Raw genomic sequence first — 21704 nt, forward strand, 5'->3', positions numbered from 1 at the left:
ACAATGACGACGATCGCCTTCATCGGCCTCGGCAACATGGGCAATCCAATGGCGGCCAATCTGGTCAAGGCCGGGCATGCCGTGCATGGCTTCGACTTGATGCCGGAGAATCTGACGGTCGCCCGCGAGCATGGCGTCATCATCATGGCCAATGCACCGGCCGCGGTGAAGGACGCCGATGTGGTGATCACCATGCTGCCGGCCGGCAAGCATGTGCTGTCGGTCTATGAAGACATTGCTCCCAAGGTCAAAAAGGGAGCGCTGTTCATTGATTCCTCGACCATCGATGTCGAATCGGCCCGCAAGGCGCATGCCGTCGCAACCAAGCACGGCCTGCTGTCAATCGACGCACCGGTCTCAGGCGGCACCGGCGGTGCGGCGGCCGGCACGCTGACCTTCATGGCCGGTGGCTCCGACAATGCCTTCACCGCCGCCGAGCCGATCCTGAAGCCGATGGCCGGGCGTGTCGTCCATTGCGGCGGCGACGGCGCAGGACAGGCCGCCAAGATCTGCAACAACATGATCCTCGGCATTTCGATGATCGGCGTCGCCGAAGCCTTCGTGCTGGCGGAAAAGCTCGGCCTCTCGCACCAGGCGCTGTTCGACGTCGCCTCGACATCGTCCGGCCAGTGCTGGTCGCTGACCACCTACTGCCCGGTGCCCGGCCCTGTGCCGACCTCGCCCGCCAACCGCGACTACAAGCCGGGCTTTGCCGCCGCTCTGATGCTGAAGGACCTGAAGCTGGCGCAGGAGGCAGCGCAAGGTTCCGGCGCGGTGACCCCGCTTGGTGCTGAGGCAGCTCAGCTCTATGCGCTGTTCAACGCCCAGGGGCATGCAGGCGCCGATTTTTCCGGAATCATTAATTTTTTGCGCGGAGCCAATCCATAAGCTCCTAATATAACTGGGTTTTTTGCTTATCTTGAGAGAAACCGGTCAAATTTAGGTTTGCTTAAGCTCTCGATAACCCCCCGGTAACGATGTTTCTGTAAAACGGAATGCGAGGCGGACATATCGCATCCGCCCGGCGCTCCGGATCAGGTCTCGCGTACCGGAGCCCGTAAGTTTCGCCAAGTTTTTGCGTAGCGAAACGCCATGCGTATCTGGCAAAGCCGCGTTCCCGTTGGAGCGCGGTTTTTGCATTTCCGCCCGGTTTCATCAGTGCAGCCTGTTTTATATACCGATTGCCGCATTCGGGATCGCGACATGATCTTCATTGACCAGCACGATCGGTGCATCGGCTCCCTCGACCCTGACGACCAGCAGGCGCAGGCTCCACGTACCTGCTGTCCGGACAGCGGTCGAGAAGGCGGTGCCCTTGCCCTTGGCGCCATGGACCGGAATGCTGAACTGGGCATCGCCAGCCCCATTCGCATTGACATTGAGATGGCCACCGACCCAGAAACTCTCGGTCAGGTCATCACCGAGGGCGGCCTTGACGCGGTCGTCGGCGCGAAGCTTGTCCATGGTCATGTGATAGGCATCGCTGCCTTTCAGCACGTAAGGAATGCCGCCGACCATCGCCGCACAGCCGCCGATGCTGACCACCCAGATGACAAGGCCGGCGATCGCCCAGTTGCGTTGCGTCTTGCGGAACTGTTCCGCGTCGCGCCAGGCGCGGTTCTGCCAGGCCCAGCGGCTGCCGCGCGCACCCAGTACGATGATCATGACGATGTTGACGACAGGGATCAGTGCCAGCAGCGCGATGAAGGTGCTGTTGCCGATACCCCAGATCCAGTTGAGGAAGAAGGCGCCCCAGTTCCAGCGGTCAAGTTCGGCCGGAATTTCGGCGGGCTGGTTGAGCGGCTGTCCGGCCATGATGTTCCCCCATCGGCAGATGTGCTTGATGGGTTCTAGCGTATGACCTCGAAAAACGGGAATCGGTTTTTCCCGAGCGGCCTTTCTTTGTCAGGCTTTGTTGGAAAGCCGGCGAAAATTCGCCTTCACCGTACGGCTTGCCGGCTTCAGCGCGGCGCTGATCGACCGTTCCGCAGCGACGCCGTTGAACAACGACGGCGTGCGGCCGGCAAGGATTTCCGGCCAGAACCGCGATGCCGAATGCAGGAAGGACATTTGCGCCGCAAACGCCCCTTCGGCCATCGCCACGGTCTTCTCGTTCACCGCGCGCGCCGTCTCCGTGCCCCATGGCTTCCCGCTCCCGGCATCCAGCGCCATCAACGGCAGCCGCATCAGCGCCACCATCGGCGCCAGCATCAGGTCACCGCCGATGCTGGCTGCATCTTGCAGCCGTCGGCTCTTGCCGGTCTTTTTCATGGAAACAGTCCCCTTGTCGCAGCCACGTCGGCTGCTGACCCGCACACTAAGCGCTGAGGGTGAAATTCGTTCCCCAACGAAATGTTTCTCGAAGCCGGGCATTCCCATCGAGAACGCCCGGTCGAGGTACCGATCCCTATCGCTTGCGCAAATCCGCCTGCGCCAGGTCCAGCGCCTTTGAGATGCGCTCGCAAGCCATGTCGATTGTGTCACGGGTCCAGATCAGCGGCGGTGACAGGATCATTGTATCGCCGGTGGCGCGCAGCATCATGCCATGCGCGATCGCATGGTCGCGCACGGTCACCGCCGCACTTCCCGACGGCAGGAACCGCTCCTTGGTGGCCTTGTCCTTGACGATTTCGATCGCGCCCATCAGCCCGATCGAGCGCACCTCGCCGACCAGATCATGCCCGGCAATGCGCTCCTGCAACGCCTTGGCGAAATACGGCCCGGTATCGTTCCTGACCCGATCGACCAGCCCTTCCCGCTCGATGATCTCAAGGTTCTTCAGCGCCACGGCACAGGCCACCGGATGACCGGAATAGGTATAGCCGTGATTGAACTCGCCGCCCTTCCCGACCAGGGTCGCGGCGATGCGATCGCCGACCAGCAATGCCGACAGCGGCTGGTAGCCCGAGGTCAGTGCCTTGGCCGTGGTGATGGTGTCCGGCTCGATGCCGAGCGTTTGTGATGCGAACCATTCACCGGTGCGGCCGTAGCCGGTAATGACCTCGTCCAGCATCAGCAGGACATCGTATTTGCGGCAGATGCGCTGCACTTCCGGCCAGTAGCTGACCGGCGGTATCTTCACGCCGCCTGCCCCCATCACCGGCTCGCCGATGAAGGCCGCAACTTTGTCGGCACCGGCTTCGAGGATCGCATCCTCGACGGCCTTGGCCGCCCGCAGGCCGAAGTCATGATCGCTCTCGCCAGGCAGTGCGAGTTCATAGGCATAAGGCATCATCACATGGACGATGTTGGGCACCGCACCGCCGAGCTGCTTGTGCATGGCATCCATGCCGCCGAGCGATGTGCCGGCAACGGTCGAGCCGTGATAGGCCATCTTGCGCGAGATGATGCGGTTCTTCTCCGGCTTGCCTTCCAGCACCCAGTAGTGGCGGACGAGGCGCAGCGCCGTGTCGTTGGCTTCCGACCCAGATGAGCCGTAGAACACCTGGTTGACGTGCTTCGGCGCGATCTCCGCCAGTTTCTTGGACAACAGCACCGGTGTCGGCGTCGAACACTTGAAGAAGGAGTTGTAGTAGGGCAGCTCCTTCATCTGCGCGTAGGCGGCCTCGGCCAGTTCGTCGCGGCCATAGCCGATGTTGACGCACCACAGCCCGGCCATGCCGTCGAGGATCTCAGTCCCCTCGGAATCGTAGATGAACGGCCCGTTGGCATGGGTGATGATGCGCGAGCCGGCTTCGCGCAATTCCTTATGGTCGGTGAACGGGTGGAGATGGTGCGCGGCGTCGATCTGCTGAAGCTGCTTCAGCGAATAATTCTGATAGGTCATTGATCTGATCTTTCCTCTGGATTCTATCCGGCCGTGCCGGGAGCGAATGCGTCAGAGGCAAGCAGGTGGTGAATAACCGATGCGGGCGCACAGCCGCAAAAGCTCGGCGCGCAGCGTGCGCGGTGACGGTGTCACCGCGACACGGAATGCGCGAGCCCCAAATAAGGGAGCCAATGTCCTGACGAGAGCCATGGACGACACCTTAGAGCAATTCCAGGAAAAGAGTGAAGCGGTTTTCCCGGGAAAAGCGCGTAACGCTTTCCCCAGGAAATTGCATCAAACAAAGAGTGAGCAAAGGGCGGTCGAGGTGAGCCACCCTTTGCGTTTGCAGCGCCGAGACTCCGGCTCATGCGTTGCCGCTGAGCGCCCTTTGCAGGAACACATATTTCATCGCCGTCTGCGCCGCCTGCGGCCGGCGGTCGCCGCGTCCACCATGTCCGCCCTCGGTCTCCTCGAAGAACAGCGTTCGGGCGTGGCCGGCTTCCTGCAGGCGGGCCGCCATCTTGCGCGCATGACCGGGATGGACGCGGTCGTCAGCGGTCGAGGTGGTCAGCAGCACCGGAGGATAGGCGGCATCTGCCGCGACATGCTGGTAGGGCGAATAGGCCGAAAGCCACTTCGCATCTTCCGGTTTCGAGGGATCGCCATATTCGGCCATCCAGGAAGCACCGGGCGGCAATTCGGTGTAGCGCAGCATGTCGAGCAGCGGCACCTCGATGATGACGGCACCGAAAAACTCGGGATGCTGCGTCATGGAAACGCCGGTCAGCAAGCCGCCGTTCGAACCGCCCTGGATGCCGAGCGAAGCCGCCGTGGCAATCCCGCGCTTGACGACGTCCTGCGCGACCGCGGCGAAATCGTCGAAGGCGTTCTGGCGGTTGCCCTTGAGCGCCGCCTGATGCCAGGCCGGGCCGAACTCGCCGCCGCCGCGAATGCAGGCTTGGACATAGGCATTGCCCCTCTCCAGCCACAGCCTGCCGCGCACGCCGGCATAACTTGGCAGAAGCGGGACTTCGAAACCACCATAGCCATAAAGCAGCGTCGGCACCGGACCCTTGTGGTCGCGCCGCCGGACGACGAAGTACGGGATCATTGTGCCGTCCTTCGAGCGCGCCTCGAACTGCTCCGAGATCAGCGGCGCCGCATCGAAGCGGGCCGGCTGCGACTTCACGGTGGCGAGCGTCTCGCCATCGTCGTCCGACCAGATGATCGAACTCGGCGTCAGGAAGTCGGTGAAGGAGAAGGAAACGCTGGAGCCGAAATGCTCGGCGTGGCTGATGCCGACATTGCCGTTCTCGGGCAGTGCCACGGGTTTCTGCGACCAGCCGCCCTCCTTGCGCTCGCAGACGACGACCTTGCCGCGCACATTGTCCATCAGATTGATGAACAGGCGGTCCTGCGTGCGGGCAATGCCGGCGATCGACACGCGATACGCCGGCTCCAGCAAGGTCTCCACCGGGCCGAGCGTGCCGGTTTCTACCCAGTGTGCCAGATCCAGCGAATAGAGGCCGTCAGGCTTGCACGAGGTGCCATCCGGCGCCGTCCACGGGCTGCGCACGCCGAAGACGAGCTGGTCCCTGAAGATCGCCGTATCGGTCACGTCGTCAGGCAGCGGCAGACGTTTGTTCTCGCCGGAAGCCAACCGCAGGAAGATATGCGAGGCGAAGAAATCGAGTGTCTGGGCCAGGATCAGATAACGTCTGTCGCCGTCGAACTCGACGCCAGCGCCAACCGCGAGATCCTCCTTCCGCCCCTCGAAGATCGGTGTCGCGTCTTCCAGTTTGGTGCCGCGCTTCCACAGCTTGACCACGCGCGGATAACCGGATTGCGTCTTGTCCTCCTCCTCGAAAGCCGCCGAGACGATGACGGTGTCCTTGTCCAGCCAGCCGAAGCCCGACTTGGAAGCGGGTGCGCGAAATCCGTCCTCGACAAAGGATTTGGTCGCGATGTCGAATTCGCGCATCTCGCTGGCGTCACCGCCATCCGGCGACATCGAGACAAGGCAGAGGTTGAAGTCCGGAAAGAGCCGGCTGGCACCGCTGAACACCCACTTGATTCCGTCCTTGGCCGCTAGCTGGTCGAAGTCGACGATCGTTTCCCAGTCGGGCTTCTCGGTCTTGTAGGAAGCGACCGTCGTGCGGCGCCACAGCCCGAGCACATTGGTCTTGTCCTGCCAGAAATTGTAGACATGGCCGGCAATCGCGGCACCGACCGCGATATTGTCCTCGGCCGTCATCAGGTCGAGCGCGGTCTGGAACGACGCCTGATAGGACGGATCGCCCTGCAATTCACCGACCGTTACCTCGTTCTGACCATGCACCCACTCGAGCGACTGCTTGGCTGTCCTGTCCTCCAGCCAGAGAAAGGGATCTTCGGTCGAAGGGGTGGAATTTGGCAGGGTCTGTGTGGTCGACTTGGTCATAGGGTCTCCGGTAAACTCATCAAGGCTCGGTGTCGCACACATCGTCATGCCACTACCGAAATTCAATTGGAACGCGCGAAAGAAGCGACCCGCCATACCGCATCAAGTGCGAAACCTTATCCGGCCATGTGTCGCTACGAGGAAGCCTCATGCAATTTCTCTACATTGCGAAAGAGAGATTTGATCCGTCCAGGGGCACAGAATGGACGAAATACATCGAGTGGTCGGGCCTCACCCAACTGACCGAAGTCGTCACCCTCGATGGAATGCTTGGCCCGGTCGCGCTTGGCGAGACAAAGGACAGCTACTGGCCCCACATTGTCAACGAGGACTGGATGCTCGATTTCTTTGTGGACCTGGAGTTTCTGCTTTCGCAACTGGCAGATACGAACGAACTGAATATTTTAAGCGTAATTCGAAAGCCGTCGACGGACGTGCATTCGATTGATTGGGGCGGTTTCATCTTCCTGGGCTACGATTTGTTGGATCAAGAAGGTTCCATAAGCGCGTTGACCAACTGCGGTGGATTTCCCGACGTGTTTGCGAATTCGGAGTTGTCTCAGTTTGGCCTGATACCCGACTTTGATCGTGCCGTTGAAATTCAGGATATGCTGCGCCGGATGCACCCTGAGGAACGTCACGCCCATTGTAACATATGGGCAATTTCGAGATGGCGAGGCGATGACGAGCTGCGGCATCCCACAATAGCGTCAGGCTGACCTTCGACCTACGATGCTCGCAACCGCCAGCGTCAGACACATCAGACCAAGAATAATCGGCAGGCCTCTTGCACCCAGAATATCCATCGCTGTACCAGCCAGCGGCGGCACGGCGATGCCGCCGACACCCCACATCAGGGAGAAGGCGGCGTTGCCGGCAACCAGTGTCGAGCCGGTGAAGCGCTCACCGAGCTCGATGATCGACATCGTGTAGATGCCGTAGGAAACCGCACCCCAGACAAAGATCATCGGCCAGATCAGTGGCGTCTCGATGAGAAACGGCAGGAGCAGGCAGCCGAGCACCGTGATCGCGACACAAGCAAGCCGCACCAGACGCGCGGAGAGCCTTTCGGCCAGCAGGCCAAGTGGCACCTGCATGGCGATGTTGCCGGCGATCATCACCGAAAGCAGCGCCGACATGCGGGTCTCAGTGATGCCGTGATGGGTGCCATAGACGGGTAGCAAGGCCAGCGCGCCCTGCTCGAAGCCGGCGGCAACGATAACGGCAAACAAAAGCAGCCACGCCAACGGCACGAAGCCCAGGACGGAAACCTGATGCCCGGCCTCGTCGACCTTGGGCAGACGCGGCAGCACCGAGGCCAGGCAGATGCCGCACAGCACGAAGGCGAAAATGCCGACGAGGAAGGGCGGCCAGCCCTCCGTGCCGACGGCAAGCAGGCATAGCGGCCCGGCCGCGAAACCGGCCGAGATGATCGTCGAATAGACGCCCATGACGCGGCCACGCCGGGCCGGCGGCGCCAGCGCGATCACCCAGATCTCGCTCAGCACGTAAAGCGGGTTGGTGACGACGCCGATCAGGAAGCGCAGGGGAAACCACAGATAGACATCCTGCGTCCAGCCGATCAGCGCCAGCACGATCGCCGAAAGCGCCGCGCAGGAGAGTGCCGTACGCCCTGCCCCGAACCGGCGCGCCAGCGCCGGGATCAGTGGTGACGAGACGATGAAACCGATCGGTGTCATTGCCGCCGACAGGCCGATCATCGCCGGTGAGACGCCCTGGCGCTGCAGGATGAAGCTCAGCAGCGGATAGGACAGGCCTTGCGCGATGGCGAACACCGAGACGGTCGCGATCACGCCGGTGATCGCCGCCCACTGCATCGCCGTCTCACTGTCGCTCGAGCCGTTCGCGATCATGCCTTGCCGCTCCGGCGCACGGACGAGCGATACAGCGCGAACATCACCAGCAACGCGTCGAGACCGGCGATCACGACCGGCAGGCCGAGCGGGCCGATGCCTTGCATGAGCAGCCCGGCACCCGGCGGGCCGACAATACCGCCGACGCCCCACATCAGCGCGAAGGCGGCGTTGCCGGCGACCAGGACCGAGCCCTTGAAGCGGCTGCCCAGTTCGACCAGCGCCATCGTGTAGACGCCGTAGCCGACGGCGCCCATCACCAGCAGCACGACCCAGATCAGCGGCGTCATGACCAGCAGCGGCAGCAAAAGCGCGCAAGTCGCGGTTGCCAGCGCACAGACGATGATCATGGTACGACCGCCAAAACGTTCCGCCAGCAGGCCGAGTGGGATCTGCAGCAGGATGTTGCCCAGCGAAAGCGCCATCACCAGTGAGGCAAGCACGGCCTCCGCCAGGCCGTAGCTGGCGCCGAACACCGGCAGCAGCGCATAGGTGCTTTGCTGGACCGCGGCCGAAACCAGGACGGCAAACAGCAGTGCCGGCGCCACCTTGGCAAAGCCGACTAGGCCGCTGGCAGGTTGGCCGTCATCCTCGAAACCGGTGAGCTTCGAAGAGACGGCGTGCAGGATCACCGCGCAGAGCGTGAAGCCGGCGACACCGACCAAGAAGGGGGCCCAGCCCGACGTGCCCAGCAGGGTCAGTGCGAATGGCCCGGCCGCATAGCCGGCGCCCAGCATCGTGTTGAAGACGCCCATGACCCGGCCCCGCCGCGATGGCGGCGCCAGCGACAGCGCCCAGACCTCGCCAAGTATGTAGAGCGGATTGATGACCACGCCGATGATGAAGCGGATGACGTACCAGGCCACCCAGTCCTGCAGATAGCCGATGCCCAGCAAGCAGAGAGCGCCGATCAGCGAGCAGCCGACCGCCAGCGTGCGTGCGCCGACCAGCCGCACCGCCGCCGGCACGAAGGAAGCCGAAAGGATCAGGCCGAGCGGCATCATCGCCGCCGACAAGCCGATCAGCGCGGGCGACATTCCCTGCTTCTGCATCAGCAGCGTGAACAGCGGCGAGCTCAGCCCTTGCGCGGCGCCGAACATGGCAAGTGCTGCGGTGACGCCGGCAAGCGCTGCCCACTGCGTTCCCGCTTCGCCTTCGCTCGAGCCGGTCGCGACCATGCTGACACTGTCATCCATGTGAAAGTGCAGGCCATCCCGCCGGCAAGCCCGACTAGCTACTGGTTCGATTTGGGGAAAGGAAGGGCCGGACGGCGAAATCCGCTTGCGCCACCGGACCCGTCCTGTCGGCTGAAGCCGATCGGTCGCTCATCGAATGGAGGCAGGTGCTGAACCTGGTGGAGGCTACGGAAAATACCGGGCGATAGCCCCCTTCTTGCCGTCGGCGTAAGGCTTCAGCCACTTGTCGTCGATGGAAATCCCGTCATCGTCGGAAGGTCCCTTGCCGATCGTCCTGCGCCAGGCGCGGAACTTGTAGTGGTCGAACACGTCGAGCATATGCACCGCATAGGCGGCGGCGAAGGTCTTGTCGCCCTCCACGATTACCATGTTCTCGTCATTCTCGTAGGAAGCCTTGTAACCGAGATTATGGCTACCGGTGATGACGGTGGCGTTGTCCTCCATCGGGTCGATGATGACGATCTTGTCGTGCACGATCGCATGGCCGACGGTCAGTACTTCTGCCTGGAAGTCGCGGGCGATCGTGGCGCCGGTCAGGTTTGCCGCCCGCACGATGGAAACGTTTGGCATCTCCCAGACCTTCTCCGGAAAGACGAAGGGCGACTTGCCGTCCTTGTTGGACTTATGGGTGACCGGATCCTTGGTCGGCGCGACATAATTGGGCATCGCGGTTTCGTCGCTGATCGCGCCTTGCACTATCAGATTCGGATCGGCCTTGGCTGCCGCGACCGCCTGGTCGACGATCGAGTTTTCGCCGAGCAGCGACGGATTGAACACCAGGAACAGCACCGCGCGCTTCGCCGCCTTGATGCGGGCGAAGACATCCTCGAGATCGACCGGCCGCACCGAGATGTCCTTCTTGTTGCGGTCGGGATCGTTGGGAGAGAACCAGACCGTCATGCCGTCCAGCGTTGCCGTGGCGCCGTTCAGCGGATTGGGCAGGTGGTTTTCCCTACGAAACGGCACGCCTTGCGTCTGCACGACGTGGCCGGCAGCGCTTTCCGAGGCTGGCGGCGGGAACACATCGGCCTTCATGCGCTGCCAATAGGCGTCGAATATCTCGGCCATCGCCGGATCGTCGCGGATGAAGGCGTTGTTGGACTGTCCGCAAATGCCCGTCGACGTCCAGTTGGTGCTGCCGGTCATCACCGCTTGCGGCTTGCCCTGGGCATCGCGGTAGACGGCAAACTTGTTGTGGCCGATATGGTTGTTGTTGAACAGGCGGTCGCTCACCACGACGCCCGCGTCGTGCAAGCGCTTCCTGTACGGCGCGTTGCCGGCGTCCCAGGCCTTGGTCTGGTCGTCCCTGCCCGAATTGGCAAGAATGACCTCGACGACATCCTTGGCGGCGACGATCGCGTCGCAAAGCTCGTCGTCGCCAAGCTCGTAGAGCGCCAGCCTGACGGTTCCGCCTTCGGTCTTGGCCCGTTTCAGCAGGCTGGTCAGCACGTCAGGCACATCGCCATGCAGATAGGCGCGTATCTTGCTGGTCGGATCCTGCAGCACCGCCCTGATCTTGTCGCGCTGCCCGACCTTGATGCCGGCCTCTTGCAGCGCATGCGACATCCATTGCGTCGACAGCACTCCATTGGTGAAGGCAACCCGCGCCTTGCCGAACATCTGCCCGAGAAAGATCGGTGGGCTGACTGCACCCTGGCCGAGATAACCGAGCGGGCGCGCCGGCCCGGTATAGGCGGGTTTGCCATCGACGATCTGATCGGGTCGCACCGGCACCGGGTCGAGACCCGGCTTCATGTCGCCGACCGGCCGCACCCGGTAGGCTATCATTTCACCCTCTGGCCTGACGTCGATGCTGTCGCGCCGCCGCCGCACGGTGAGATCGCGCCAGAAAGTCTTCTGCACCGGCCAGACGCCGGTATCCTGGGGAATCCATCGTGGATTGCGTTGGCCCTTGAAAGGCACCCAGGAGGCGAGGCAGCGTTCCTCGCCAGTGTCGGGATAGATGCGCACGATCTCGAACCCGAGGCAGCCAGGGATCATGCCGTCTATATCCCAGGAAAGGAACGCGACTTCGTTGTTTGTCGCGGCGCGCACTTTGACGACGTCAGGCATGGCTTTCCCTCCAGAGACGTTCGGCGCGCCAATATAGCAGAAGTAAAAGACGGATGTGTAACGCGTTTCACTTAGCGTCGATCCGGCCGCTGGTCCCAGGCCAGCGCATCGCCGCGATCGGGGCGATATTCTTGCCGTGCAACTGCCGTTCCGGCATGTCGCTTCCCTCGCCCTAGTGGTCGCCGCCTCCGCAACGACCGGCGGGTCGCCGGTCCATTATGCCGCCCGCTACCGCATCGTACGAGGACCACCATGACCGCCGCCCTACAACCTGCAGAACCGGCATTGGCCACCGACCGCGCCCGTCGTGGCGGCCGCGCTGGAAAGCGCGCCGGCGGTTCGGCCGCGTTCGAGCAGCCGGCTTTCCGCCAGCTGAAGAACCCACTCGCGCCGACCAGGCTGGTTTCGGACGACGAGCTGGAATCGATCCATCTCGCCTCCTTGCGCGTGCTGAGGGAAATCGGCGTCGATGTTCTGCATGACGAGGCCCGCCGCATCATGAAGGCGCATGGCGCCGACGTGCGCGACGGCAGCGAGCGGGTGCGCTTCGACAGCGACATGATCCTCGAGCTGGTGTCGAACTGCCCTTCGGAGTTCACCATCCACTCGCGCAACCCGGCGCACAATGTGCGCTTCGGCGGCAACAATCTGATCATCTCGATGATGGCATCGGCGCCCAACTGCTCCGACATCGACCGCGGCCGCCGGCCCGGCAACCAGCAGGATTACCGCAACTTCCTCAAGCTCGCTCAGATGCACAACATCCTGAACTGCACCGGCGGCTATCCGGTCGAGCCGACCGATATCCATCCGTCGGTCAGGCACCTGGAGTGCGTCCGCGACCTCGCCACGCTGACCGACAAGGTGTTTCACATCTACTCGCTCGGCAAGGAGCGCAACGTCGACGGCATCGAGATCGCCAGGATCGCGCGCGGCATCAGCCACGAGCAGTTGCTCGAGGAGCCGTCGGTCTTCACCATCATCAACACCAATTCGCCGCTCAAGCTCGATGTGCCGATGATGGAAGGCATCATCCAGATGTCGAGCAAGGGCCAGGTCGTCGTCGTCACGCCGTTCACCCTTTCAGGGGCCATGGCGCCGGTGACGATCGCCGGCGCGCTGGTGCAGCAGAACGCCGAAGCGCTGTCCGGCATCGCCTTTGCCCAGATGGTGCGCAAGGGCGCGCCCGTCGGCTATGGCGGCTTCACCTCCAATGTCGACATGAAGTCCGGTTCACCGGCCTTCGGCACGCCCGAATACATGAAGGCACAGTTGGTCGGCGGCCAGCTTGCCCGCCGCTACAACATACCCTACCGCACCTCCAACACCTGCGCCGCCAACACGGTCGATGCGCAGGCGGCTTACGAGAGCGTGTTCTCGCTGTGGGGCGCCATCCAGGGCGGCGGCAATCTGATGATGCATGCGGCCGGCTGGCTCGAGGGCGGCCTGCGCTGCTCCTATGAGAAGACCATATTGGACATCGACCTGCTGCAGATGGTGGCGGAGTTCCTGACCCCGCTCGACCTGTCCGAAGAAGCGCTCGGCTTCGATGCCATCCAGTCGGTCGGTCCCGGCGGCCATTTCTTCGGCACCCAGCACACGCAGGACCGCTACAAGACCGCCTTCTACTCGCCGATCCTCTCCGACTGGCGCAATTTCGAGACCTGGGCGGAAGCCGGCTCGCCGACGGCGCTGGAAAAGGCCAACAAGGTGTGGAAGGAACGGCTAGCATCATTTGAAGAGCCCTATATGGACCCGGCCATTCGCGAGGAACTCAACGCCTTCGTCGAAAAGCGCCGGTCCGAGGGCGGTGCACCGACCGACTTTTGAATGGCACGCGGCGACCGCTGACCTCGGCGTCGAGGCGCGTTCCACCGCCGACCCAAAAACCTGACTCAGTTTACGCAAAAACGGACCTATCTTGATGAAATCTCATGTAAAAGCGGTTGTCATCGGCGGCGGCGTCGTCGGCTGCTCGGTTCTCTACCATCTGGCCAAGGCCGGCTGGACCGACATCATGCTGATCGAGCGCTCGGAGCTTACCTCCGGCTCGTCCTGGCACGCGGCGGGCGGCTTCCACACGCTGAACGGCGACCCCAACGTCGCCAAGCTGCAGGCCTATACGGTGCAACTCTACAAGGAGATCGAGGAGATTTCCGGCCAATCCTGCTCGCTGCACCTGACTGGCGGCGTGATGATGGCAGATACCCCGGAGCGCATGGACTTCCTGCGGCTCGCCCTTGCCAAGGGTCGCTATCTCGGCATGGACACCGAGTTGATCACGCCATCCGAAGCCAAGGCGATGTTCCCACTGATGGACGAGACCAATTTCGTCGGCGCCATGTGGGATCCGGTCGAGGGCCATCTTGATCCGTCCGGCACCACGATCGCCTATTCCAAGGCGGCCAAGAAGCTTGGCGCCGAGATCGTGCTGCGCAACCGCGTCGTGGAGCTGACGCAAGAGGTCGACGGCACCTGGAATGTCGTCACCGAACAAGGCACGGTTCATGCCGAGCATGTCGTCAACTGCGGCGGCCTGTGGGCACGTGAGATCGGCCGCATGGTCGGCGTCGAACTGCCGGTGCTGGCCATGGAGCACATGTACCTGCTCACCGAGCCAATGCCGGAGGTCGAGGAATTCAACAAGTCGACCGGTCGCGAGATGATCGGCGTGCTTGACTTCAAGGGCGAGATATACACCCGCCAGGAGCGCAACGGCATTCTGCTCGGCACCTATGAAAAGGCATGCAAGCCGTGGTCGCCGGTCAACACGCCGTGGGATTTCGGCCATGAATTGCTCGCCCCCGACCTCGACCGCATTGCGCCGTCGCTGGAGATCGGCTTCAAGCATTTCCCCGGCATCGAGAAGGCCGGGATCAAGCAGATCATCAACGGCCCCTTCACCTTCGCGCTCGACGGCAACCCGCTGGTCGGCCCGGTGCAGGGCCTGACCAATTTCTGGTGCGCCTGCGCCGTTATGGCCGGCTTCAGCCAGGGTGGCGGCGTCGGTCTGGCGCTGTCGAACTGGATGGTCCACGGCGATCCCGGCTTCGACGTTTGGGGTATGGACGTCGCCCGCTTCGGCGAATGGGCCGGCCTGCGGTACACCAACGCCAAGGTGCGCGAAAATTATTCGCGCCGCTTCTCCATCCGCTTCCCCAATGAGGAACTGCCGGCCGCACGCCCGGCGCAGACGACGCCGCTCTACGATACGATGCTCGCCAACAACGCCGTCATGGGCGACTCCTGGGGTCTCGAAACCCCGCTCTGGTTTGCCCCGAAGGGCAAGGAGCCGAAGGACATCGTCTCCTTCCACCGCTCCAACGATTTTGGGCCGATCGGCGAGGAAGTGCGCGCCACCCGCGAGCGCGTCGGCGTCACCGAGATCGCCAACTTCGCCAAATACGAAGTGTCGGGACCAGGGGCGGAAGATTTCCTCAACCGGCTGATGACCAACCGCATGCCGAAGACCGGTCGCATCGTGCTGACGCCGATGATCAACGAATTCGGCAAGCTGATCGGCGACTTCACCATCGCCAAGGCCGGAGAAGACCGCTTCATGATCTGGGGCTCGTCGGCGGCGCAAAAATATCACATGCGCTGGTTCGAGAAGCACCTGCCGAAGGATGGTTCTGTGCGCATCCACCGCTTCGACCAGACGCTGGTCGGTTTGTCGATCGCAGGGCCTAAGTCCCGCGACCTCTTGCAGAAGCTCGTCGATGTCGACATCTCGACAAAAGCTTTCCGTTTCATGGATTTCCGCGAGATGGCGGTCGGTGGTGCGCCCTGTTTGGTCAATCGCATCACCTACACCGGTGATCTCGGCTACGAGATTTGGATGGCGCCGGCCTACCAGCGCCTTGTCTATAAGGCGATCAAGGATGCCGGCGAGGAATTTGGCCTTGTCGATTTCGGCATGCGCGCTTTGCTGTCGATGCGCCTGGAAAAGAACTTCCCGACCTGGTTCCGCGAGTTGCGGCCGATCTACGGACCGTTCGAAGGCGCGATGGACCGCTTCATCAAGCTCGAGAAGAACGATTTCATAGGCCGCGAGGCTGCCGCCAAGGAACAGGCCGAGGGGCCAAAACTGCGCCGCGTCTCCTTCATCGTCGATGCCGCCGACGCCGATGTGATGGGCGACGAGCCGATCTGGGCCAAGGTCTCCAAGGACTACGGCACGGTGGAAAAACCGCATGGCTACGGCGCGCCGCGCTTCGACGATGGCGGCGAGGAAATACGCGGCTCCAAGGCAGCTGAAGGCGCTTCGGCCGTGCGCGGCATCGTCGACGGCGACTGGCGCGTGGTCGGCTGGGTGACATCAGGCGGCTATGCGCACTATGTGCAGAAGTCGATGGCGCAGGGCTACGTCCCGGCGGCACTTGCCGAGGACGAAAGTGCCGGGCTGTTCGAGATCGAGATCCTCGGACATCGACGCCCGGCCCGTATTAATGTCGAAGCACCGTTCGACCCTAGTGGCGAGAAGATGCGGACCTGAGATTCGGCCATGGACAGCGCGGAGCCGAAGGGCAGCTTTGGCCGCCATCGCAAGATCATGCCGTTCGAGCCGGGCTCGATCGAGGCGCTGCGCGACGCTTCCCGCCAGAAGGCGGCGTCGCTCAACCAGCACGTGCTGGGCTATGGCGCCCAGGCGGAAGCTGAATGGGCAGCGGCAGGTATTGCCGCTCCCGATCTGCCGGCGATGCGCCAATACCGGCTGGACCGCATCCGCGCCGAGTTGAAGCGCCGCGACTATGCCGGCGCCCTGCTCTACGACCCGGTCAACATCCGCTACGCCACCGATTCCACCAACATGCAGCTGTGGGTGGCGCACAATCCGACAAGGCATTGTTTCGTCGCCACCGACGGGCCGGTGGTGCTGTTCGATTATTTTTCCTGCGAGCACCTGTCCGACCATTCCGGCGTCGTCGACGGGGTGCGGCCGGCTGTCTCATGGATGTATCTCTATGGCGGCGAACTGACCGAGCAAAAAGTCCGCCGCTGGGCCGCCAGCATTGCCGATCTGGTCAGGGAACATGGCGGTGGCAACAGCCGCATCGCGGTCGATCACATCAACCCGGAAGGCGTCGAGGAACTCGCCCGGCTCGGTGTGACGATCGGCAATGGCGAAGCGGTGATGGAAAATGCGCGGCTGATCAAATCATCGGACGAGATTCTCGCCATGCGCCGCGCCATCGTCGCTTGCGAGGCGGCGATGGGCGAGATGGAGCAGGCTCTGCGGCCTGGCATTTCCGAGAACGAGCTGTGGGCCGAACTGCATCGCGGCAACATTGCGCGCGGTGGCGAATGGATCGAGACACGGCTGCTGACGTCAGGCCCGCGCACCAACCCGTGGTTCCAGGAATGCTCGTCGCGCAAGATCGAAGCCGGCGACCTCGTCGCCTTCGACACCGACTTGATCGGCCCCTACGGCTTCTGCGCCGACCTGTCGCGCACCTGGCTGTGCGGCGATGCAAAGCCGACCAACGAACAGCGCGACCTGTTCCGCATCGCCGCAGATCAAATCACCTACAATACCAAATTGATGCAGCCGGGCACCTCGTTCCGCGACCTTGTCGAACGCTCGGCGGTGCCGCCCGGAGACTGTTTTCCTACGCGCTACGGCGTGCTCTATCACGGCGTCGGCCTGGCCGACGAATACCCGACCTTGCCGCATGCCAGCGACTGGACCCCCGACACGCCGGACGGCGTGCTGGAGTCAGGCATGGTGCTGTGCGTGGAAAGTTATATCGGCCGGCTTGGCGGACGCGAAGGCGTCAAGATCGAAGAGCAGATTCTCATCACCGAAACCGGCAACGAAAAACTTTCAACCTACCCGTTGGATGCGAGGCTGCTCGGCTAGTCCGGCAAGGGCCTCGCGCATCGCCCTGACCGTCTTTTCCGGTGTCGTTGCGGCGGTGATGAACGGCAGGCCTTTGCGCCGTCCCGTCCAGCCGACGACCTTCACCGCTTGCGCCGCCGGCTCGAAACGCTGCGCCAGCGCCCAGCTTCCGCAGTCGATGGCCGCGACGTCCGCCTTGCCTTCGGCCACAGCGACGATCGAGTCGCGATGGCCGCCGCTTTCGCTGCGCGTCGAGAATATATCCAGGTCTTCGCCGGCCGCTTGCAGGTCGCGCGTCAGCGCAATGATGCCTGACATGGAATCAAGGCTGTTGAAGGTGAAGCGCTTGCCACGGATCAGATCGCGCGGGACGAGTGCGCGGCCGTCCGCAGGAGATCGAACCTCCAGCCCCTCGCCCGCCCTCATCACCAGCGCGCTCGAATAGAGCTCGCCCTGCCCGCCTTCACAGGCGTCGTAGCTCGGCTGGCCGACCACCTGAACGTGTTTGGACAGGCCGAGTTCCATTGGCCCCCAGCAGGTCTGCGCAAACAGCAGCGCCGGATGCAGCCAAAGCTTGTGAAAGTCGAGTTCGTCCGGCGGCAATGTCGCCGGGTCTGGCGCGATCAGTTTTCCCAGGGCATCATGAATGCCACCCGGCACCGGCGGCAGGTCGCCATTGCGGCGCACGATCGTTTGCGGCGCGTCGATACCCCTCCGCCGGAAGGCGTCGCGCAAGCGCGCCCATTGGGCGTCGACCTCGTCGCGCGCTTCGGGCCAGTCATACATCGGCAACGCCGCAACCAATTCGCTCATGCCGGAATCTGACCGTTGTATCTGGGATTGAAGGGGACCGACCGCAGCCAGTCTAGCAGGCATTACCCACTCGCCGCAAAACTCATTCCTTGGGCGGCTCGGCGGGAACCGGCGCGGAGCCGAGCCCATTTATGTTGCGCGCCCTGATGCGAGGTTTGAACGCCCTGCCTGGCTCCGGCGCGCGCCGCAGCACCGGATGCACGATCGGCTCCTTCGCCTTGAAGGCATAGGCTTTGATCAGCGCGAAATAGTTCGGATAGGCATAGCCATTGTTCATCCGCAACCATTCGTCGCGACGGTCGCGAAACAGCTTCGGCAGCCGGTACCACGCCACGGTCGGGCTCTTGTGGTGGACGAAATGCAGATTGTTGTTGAGGAACAGGAACGACAGTGGCGAGCGCTCGACGATCACCGTGCGGCCCTCCGGGTGTTCGGACCATTGATGCTCGGCGAAGGTGCGGATCGAGATCAGCGACTGGCCGAGCCAGACCGGCACCAGGATGTAGAGCCACAGCGGGATGCCGAAGCCGAACTGCACGATGGGCATCACGATGGCGAGGCCTATCGCATGCAGCAGCCACGCCTTGCGGATCGCCTTGTCGCCGGCGATCATGTGCTTGGCGTCGTCGATGAAGAAGCCGACGCAGGACAGCCAGGGGCCGAGCACGAAGCGGCCAGCCATGGTGTTGTTGATCTTGAGCAGGAATTTCATCGTCGGCGGCAAGTCGTCATGCTGCCAGAGCGCCTGGTAGTAGCTCTCGGGATCGTCCAGCGGATCGGTCAGCCGCTCGTCGGCATGATGGCGCAGATGAATGGTCTTGAAGCGGCGGAACGGCCAGACGAGACCGATCGGCAGGAACACAAAGGCCTCATTGATCCGAGCATTGCGCGTCGGATGACCGTGCAGCACTTCGTGCATGATCGACGACTGCAATGCGGCGGTGAAGGCCAGGACGGCGAGCGCGGAGATCGGGTAGGATGGCCAGAGCAGGAAGCCGGTGGCGAACCATGTTGTGTAGCAGAAAAATGCGAGAACCACGGTCGGCCATTCGATGGCCGGTACGCTACGCTGTCTGATGCTCATGCTCGTCATGCTATCGACCACTGTCCCTCAGTCGCCGGAACCCCAACTGGTTCCTGACATCATTGTGTCAGGAGAAGCGATTCCACTCAACGAGACAAAGTGTACAAAATGTTGCGATTGCGCATTTTTGACAGCACACGTTACGCATTGTAAACAATATTGGGGATTCATTTACGCCTGAGGCGTCCATTCGGCAGCTTTGGCGCAAATTTTTCCTCCTGATTCGCGGAGCGAAGTGATGGACAAACGAGATCTGTCAGCAATCTTTCGGGAGCGTCTGAAGCTGCTCCTGACAAGGTCCGATCTCAACCAGTCATCTTTCGCGACCGCGGTCGGCATCGATCGGTCGGCCCTGTCGCAACTGCTGTCCGGCGCCTCGACACGCCTGCCCCGAGCGGAAACCCTGCTCAATATCGCTGCCGAGTTCAAAGTGTCGCTGGACTGGCTGCTTGGCCTCAGCCAGGACGAGGGTGTCACTGGCGAGATCCGCGAAAGCCTGGAGATCGAGGAAGCGCGCGACGGCTTCGACCGCACCCTGCTGGCAAAGTGGTTCGCCGAGGCTGCCGGTACCAAGATCCGCTATGTGCCGGCCGGCATCCCCGATCTTCTGCGAACACACGCGCTCGTCGACTATGAAGCCAACATCACCAACAGGAGCCGTCAGACGCAAGCCAACGAAACCCAGTACCGCATCGACTACAACCGGCGGCCGGAAACCGACATGGAAGTCTGCATGCCGCGCCATACGCTGGAGATCTTCGCCCGCGGCCTTGGCGTGTGGGACCGTTTTCCGGAGGCCGACCGCCGACAGCAACTCGCCCATATGGCAACGCTGCTTGACGATCTCTACCCGACCTTCCGCTTGTTTCTATATGACGGCCGCATGCGCTATTCCATTCCCCTCACCATCTTCGGCCCCTATCGGGCGGCTATCTATGTCGGCGACATGTATGTGGTGCTGAACGCCACCCAGCCGGTCCAGGCCTTGACCCAGCATTTCGACAATCTGATCCGTGCCGCCGACGTCAACCCGCACGAAGCCGCCGCCTTCGCGCGCAATCTGGCTGACATGTCCTTCGCATCAAGCTCTGCCTGATCGACGGCAATCGTGGGCCATTCAACCCAACGCCCGGCCGTCGACATGGCCAGTCAATCGCCGCAATATCATTGACTACACATAAAGACTTCTTTATATCCTTATCCGAATTTCGAAACATGAAAGCCAATCCGATGACGACGACCAACCCGATCGATGCCCTGCTGGCCGAAAAGGGCGTGCTGCTGGCCGATGGCGCCACTGGCACCAATTTGTTCGCCATGGGGCTGGAGGCTGGCGAAGCGCCGGAGCTGCTGAACGAGACGGCGCCCGAAACCATCAGCAGCCTGCACCAGAATTTCGTCGATGCGGGCGCCGACATCATCCTCACCAATTCCTTCGGCGGCACCCGTCACCGGCTGAAGCTGCACCATGCGCAGGACCGCGTGCACGCGCTGAACAAGCGCGCCGCCGAGATTGCCCGTGCCGTCGCCGACAAGGCCGGCCGCAAGGTGATCGTCGCCGGCTCGGTCGGCCCGACCGGTGAATTGCTGGTGCCGCTTGGCGCCATGACCTATGACGAGGCCGTCGATGCCTTTGCCGAACAGATCGAGGGTCTCAAGGCCGGTGGCGCCGAAGTCGCCTGGATCGAGACCATGTCGGCTCCCGACGAGATCCGCGCCGCTGCCGAAGCCGCCATCCGCGTCGGCCTGCCCTACACCTACACCGGGTCCTTCGACACCGCCGGCCGCACCATGATGGGCCTGCTGCCGAAGGACATCCACGGCGTCGTCGACGGCTTGTCGCAAGCGCCGCTCGGCGTCGGTGCCAATTGCGGCGTTGGCGCCTCCGACATCCTGGCATCGCTGCTCGACATGACCGAGGCGAAGCCGGAGGCGACTGTGATCGTCAAGGGCAATTGCGGCATTCCCGAATTCCGCGGCACCGAGATTCATTATTCCGGCACGCCGGAACTGATGGCCGACTATGTCAGGCTTGCCGTCGATGCCGGTGCGAAAATCGTCGGCGGCTGCTGCGGCACGTCGTTTCAGCACCTTGCCGCCATGCGCAAGGCACTCGACGCGCACACCAAGGCGGATCGTCCGACCGTTGGCGCGATTGTCGAGCGTATCGGTCCGATGCGCAACAAGGTGGCGACGGAAAACACCGCTGAGACCAGCGAAGCCCGCCGCGAGCGTCGCCGCAGCCGGGCCTGACCCTTATCGATTCTGATTATTCGCTGTTGTCGGCGTAACTCGACTGCGCCGACTTGAAATCGGTACCGGCGCCGGCGGCCGTATCGCCGCGCATCGTCATCAGTGCGCCCGATGCAGTGGGGTCGGAGATCTGCTCCAGCATGACTCGAAAACGATCATTGTTCAGCGCTGATATGGCGGTGTTACGCGCTTGAGCGACATCGTCGCTGATGCGCCTGGATTCCGCCGATGGCGTGGAGGCTGGCGATCCAAGTGCCGGCATATCTCGGGTTATCGAGTTCGCAACAGTCCTGATCAGCAATTCCGGCCCCCTCAAGCCCAAACATTAGCCTCTGCGTAACAAGAGGAAATTGCGATCATCTA

Annotated in this window: 17 protein-coding genes; 7 read left to right on the forward strand and 10 right to left on the reverse strand. The window is 62.7% G+C overall.

Annotated elements, in window-relative coordinates:
- Positions 1 to 3 precede the first annotated feature (3 nt).
- Positions 4 to 888 (forward strand): 3-hydroxyisobutyrate dehydrogenase, encoded by an 885-nt coding sequence (gene mmsB, locus AC1DYW_RS21200; protein ID WP_477227520.1) that lies wholly within the window; start codon positions 4 to 6, stop codon positions 886 to 888.
- A 282-nt stretch (positions 889 to 1170) separates the two neighbouring features.
- Here mmsB and AC1DYW_RS21205 read toward each other — a convergent pair whose 3' ends face one another.
- The 4 genes from AC1DYW_RS21205 to AC1DYW_RS21220 all read right to left on the reverse strand — a co-directional run bounded on the left by AC1DYW_RS21205 (position 1171) and on the right by AC1DYW_RS21220 (position 6209).
- Complete coding sequence (locus AC1DYW_RS21205) at positions 1171 to 1815, reverse strand: cytochrome c oxidase assembly factor Coa1 family protein (RefSeq protein ID WP_477227521.1); 645 nt, start codon at positions 1813 to 1815, stop codon at positions 1171 to 1173.
- 90 nt (positions 1816 to 1905) lie between these two features.
- The gene (locus AC1DYW_RS21210; protein ID WP_477227522.1) at positions 1906 to 2271 is read right to left on the reverse strand and encodes a hypothetical protein; all 366 of its coding nucleotides are present in this window, start codon (positions 2269 to 2271) and stop codon (positions 1906 to 1908) included.
- Between the two features lie 136 nt (positions 2272 to 2407).
- Positions 2408 to 3787: an aspartate aminotransferase family protein gene (locus tag AC1DYW_RS21215; RefSeq protein WP_477227523.1), complete on the reverse strand. Its 1380-nt coding sequence runs from the start codon at positions 3785 to 3787 to the stop codon at positions 2408 to 2410.
- 346 nt (positions 3788 to 4133) lie between these two features.
- The gene (locus AC1DYW_RS21220) at positions 4134 to 6209 is read right to left on the reverse strand and encodes a prolyl oligopeptidase family serine peptidase (RefSeq protein ID WP_477227524.1); all 2076 of its coding nucleotides are present in this window, start codon (positions 6207 to 6209) and stop codon (positions 4134 to 4136) included.
- A 149-nt stretch (positions 6210 to 6358) separates the two neighbouring features.
- On the opposite strand from AC1DYW_RS21220, the gene AC1DYW_RS21225 reads away from it, so the two are divergent.
- Positions 6359 to 6928 (forward strand): hypothetical protein, encoded by a 570-nt coding sequence (locus tag AC1DYW_RS21225; RefSeq protein ID WP_477227525.1) that lies wholly within the window; start codon positions 6359 to 6361, stop codon positions 6926 to 6928.
- Here AC1DYW_RS21225 and AC1DYW_RS21230 read toward each other — a convergent pair.
- The 3 genes from AC1DYW_RS21230 to AC1DYW_RS21240 form a co-directional block, all read right to left on the reverse strand.
- Entirely contained in the window at positions 6920 to 8083 is a 1164-nt protein-coding gene (locus AC1DYW_RS21230) for an MFS transporter (RefSeq protein ID WP_477227526.1), read from the reverse strand. The two genes, AC1DYW_RS21225 and AC1DYW_RS21230, sit on opposite strands and share 9 nt — an antisense overlap.
- A complete protein-coding gene (locus AC1DYW_RS21235; protein WP_477227552.1) occupies positions 8080 to 9261 on the reverse strand; it encodes an MFS transporter in 1182 nt (393 codons plus the stop codon). Before AC1DYW_RS21235 ends, AC1DYW_RS21230 begins: the two co-directional genes overlap by 4 nt.
- A gap of 183 nt (positions 9262 to 9444) precedes the next feature.
- Positions 9445 to 11352, reverse strand: a complete 1908-nt coding sequence (locus AC1DYW_RS21240; RefSeq protein ID WP_477227527.1) for a phospholipase D-like domain-containing protein — start codon at positions 11350 to 11352, stop codon at positions 9445 to 9447.
- Positions 11353 to 11604: 252 nt separating this feature from the next.
- On the opposite strand from AC1DYW_RS21240, the gene AC1DYW_RS21245 reads away from it, so the two are divergent.
- The 3 genes from AC1DYW_RS21245 to AC1DYW_RS21255 all read left to right on the forward strand — a co-directional run bounded on the left by AC1DYW_RS21245 (position 11605) and on the right by AC1DYW_RS21255 (position 17212).
- Positions 11605 to 13182, forward strand: a complete 1578-nt coding sequence (locus AC1DYW_RS21245) for a trimethylamine methyltransferase family protein (RefSeq protein WP_477227528.1) — start codon at positions 11605 to 11607, stop codon at positions 13180 to 13182.
- Between the two features lie 94 nt (positions 13183 to 13276).
- Complete coding sequence (locus AC1DYW_RS21250) at positions 13277 to 15847, forward strand: GcvT family protein (RefSeq protein ID WP_477227529.1); 2571 nt, start codon at positions 13277 to 13279, stop codon at positions 15845 to 15847.
- Between the two features lie 9 nt (positions 15848 to 15856).
- Positions 15857 to 17212, forward strand: coding sequence for a M24 family metallopeptidase (locus AC1DYW_RS21255; protein WP_477227530.1), 1356 nt, complete (start codon positions 15857 to 15859; stop codon positions 17210 to 17212).
- On the opposite strand, the gene AC1DYW_RS21260 is transcribed toward AC1DYW_RS21255, so the two are convergent.
- Complete coding sequence (locus AC1DYW_RS21260; protein WP_477227531.1) at positions 17177 to 18004, reverse strand: phosphate/phosphite/phosphonate ABC transporter substrate-binding protein; 828 nt, start codon at positions 18002 to 18004, stop codon at positions 17177 to 17179. The genes AC1DYW_RS21255 and AC1DYW_RS21260 overlap by 36 nt on opposite strands.
- An 82-nt stretch (positions 18005 to 18086) precedes the next feature.
- Positions 18087 to 19097, reverse strand: coding sequence for a fatty acid desaturase (locus tag AC1DYW_RS21265; protein WP_477227532.1), 1011 nt, complete (start codon positions 19095 to 19097; stop codon positions 18087 to 18089).
- 229 nt (positions 19098 to 19326) lie between these two features.
- On the opposite strand from AC1DYW_RS21265, the gene AC1DYW_RS21270 reads away from it, so the two are divergent.
- Complete coding sequence (locus AC1DYW_RS21270) at positions 19327 to 20184, forward strand: helix-turn-helix domain-containing protein (protein ID WP_477227533.1); 858 nt, start codon at positions 19327 to 19329, stop codon at positions 20182 to 20184.
- A gap of 134 nt (positions 20185 to 20318) precedes the next feature.
- Complete coding sequence (gene bmt, locus AC1DYW_RS21275) at positions 20319 to 21341, forward strand: betaine--homocysteine S-methyltransferase (protein ID WP_477227553.1); 1023 nt, start codon at positions 20319 to 20321, stop codon at positions 21339 to 21341.
- A gap of 16 nt (positions 21342 to 21357) precedes the next feature.
- On the opposite strand, the gene AC1DYW_RS21280 is transcribed toward bmt, so the two are convergent.
- Complete coding sequence (locus AC1DYW_RS21280; protein ID WP_457154951.1) at positions 21358 to 21603, reverse strand: hypothetical protein; 246 nt, start codon at positions 21601 to 21603, stop codon at positions 21358 to 21360.
- Positions 21604 to 21704: the final 101 nt, after the last annotated feature.

The sequence above is a fragment of the Mesorhizobium sp. P2_D5 genome, from assembly GCF_056404355.1.

Excerpts from the sequence above, each read along its gene's own strand:
- AC1DYW_RS21250 (WP_477227529.1), top strand. The coding sequence starts at position 13,277 with ATGAAATCTCATGTAAAAGCGGTTGTCATCGGCGGCGGCGTCGTCGGC.
- bmt (WP_477227553.1), top strand. The coding sequence starts at position 20,319 with ATGACGACGACCAACCCGATCGATGCCCTGCTGGCCGAAAAGGGCGTG.
- AC1DYW_RS21205 (WP_477227521.1), bottom strand. The coding sequence starts at position 1,815 with ATGGCCGGACAGCCGCTCAACCAGCCCGCCGAAATTCCGGCCGAACTT.
- AC1DYW_RS21215 (WP_477227523.1), bottom strand. The coding sequence starts at position 3,787 with ATGACCTATCAGAATTATTCGCTGAAGCAGCTTCAGCAGATCGACGCC.
- AC1DYW_RS21245 (WP_477227528.1), top strand. The coding sequence starts at position 11,605 with ATGACCGCCGCCCTACAACCTGCAGAACCGGCATTGGCCACCGACCGC.
- mmsB (WP_477227520.1), top strand. The coding sequence starts at position 4 with ATGACGACGATCGCCTTCATCGGCCTCGGCAACATGGGCAATCCAATG.
- AC1DYW_RS21265 (WP_477227532.1), bottom strand. The coding sequence starts at position 19,097 with ATGACGAGCATGAGCATCAGACAGCGTAGCGTACCGGCCATCGAATGG.
- AC1DYW_RS21220 (WP_477227524.1), bottom strand. The coding sequence starts at position 6,209 with ATGACCAAGTCGACCACACAGACCCTGCCAAATTCCACCCCTTCGACC.
- AC1DYW_RS21280 (WP_457154951.1), bottom strand. The coding sequence starts at position 21,603 with ATGCCGGCACTTGGATCGCCAGCCTCCACGCCATCGGCGGAATCCAGG.
- AC1DYW_RS21270 (WP_477227533.1), top strand. The coding sequence starts at position 19,327 with ATGGACAAACGAGATCTGTCAGCAATCTTTCGGGAGCGTCTGAAGCTG.
- AC1DYW_RS21210 (WP_477227522.1), bottom strand. The coding sequence starts at position 2,271 with ATGAAAAAGACCGGCAAGAGCCGACGGCTGCAAGATGCAGCCAGCATC.
- AC1DYW_RS21235 (WP_477227552.1), bottom strand. The coding sequence starts at position 9,261 with ATGGTCGCGACCGGCTCGAGCGAAGGCGAAGCGGGAACGCAGTGGGCA.
- AC1DYW_RS21225 (WP_477227525.1), top strand. The coding sequence starts at position 6,359 with ATGCAATTTCTCTACATTGCGAAAGAGAGATTTGATCCGTCCAGGGGC.
- AC1DYW_RS21260 (WP_477227531.1), bottom strand. The coding sequence starts at position 18,004 with ATGAGCGAATTGGTTGCGGCGTTGCCGATGTATGACTGGCCCGAAGCG.
- AC1DYW_RS21255 (WP_477227530.1), top strand. The coding sequence starts at position 15,857 with ATGGACAGCGCGGAGCCGAAGGGCAGCTTTGGCCGCCATCGCAAGATC.
- AC1DYW_RS21240 (WP_477227527.1), bottom strand. The coding sequence starts at position 11,352 with ATGCCTGACGTCGTCAAAGTGCGCGCCGCGACAAACAACGAAGTCGCG.
- AC1DYW_RS21230 (WP_477227526.1), bottom strand. The coding sequence starts at position 8,083 with ATGATCGCGAACGGCTCGAGCGACAGTGAGACGGCGATGCAGTGGGCG.